1 protein-coding gene is annotated in these 463 nt (G+C 40.6%); it reads left to right on the top strand.

What is annotated here, in order from left to right; genetic code table 11:
- On the top strand, positions 1-181 hold a 181-nt coding region (locus FE392_RS06555), incomplete at its 5' end, for an Rpn/YhgA-type helix-turn-helix domain-containing protein (protein ID WP_500692694.1).
- Between the last annotated feature and the right edge of the window lie 282 nt (positions 182-463).

The following is a 463-nucleotide window of genomic DNA, read 5'->3' as shown; positions in this document are numbered from 1 at the left end:
ACGTTTGCATGATAAAGGTCGGGAAGAAGGTCTACAACAGGGTATGTCGCAAGGCATACAGCAAGGTGAACAACAAGCATCAATCAATATTGCCCGTACTCTCTTAAAAAATGGGGTCAATATTGAGCTGATTATGGAAAGCACCGGCCTTAGCCGAGAAGACCTCCTCTCCCTGCAATAACCTTCCAGATTTTTCTGTGCTCTTACCCTCTTTTTTTGGAGCGGGTAAGAGTATGTATTTGACGGTTTTTCCTTCACCATCAGTTGTTGATGTAAATCCGTCTTATTGAATGATTTCAGTGACATCACCGTTAATATTGGCATGAGAATGTGCCGTTTTGGTAATGAGGCTCCCGAGCATAATTAATACAGATCATTAATGACAATCATAATAGTGACAATGATGTTGTTACTATTCTCAACTACCTGTTTGTCATAATGAATTCGCCCCATTTTGAACAGG

This window comes from Xenorhabdus santafensis, assembly GCF_033949405.1.
Classification (GTDB): domain Bacteria; phylum Pseudomonadota; class Gammaproteobacteria; order Enterobacterales; family Enterobacteriaceae; genus Xenorhabdus; species Xenorhabdus santafensis.
Note: the sequence above shows the minus strand (reverse complement) of the source record. Positions and strands in the feature narration are given on the sequence as shown.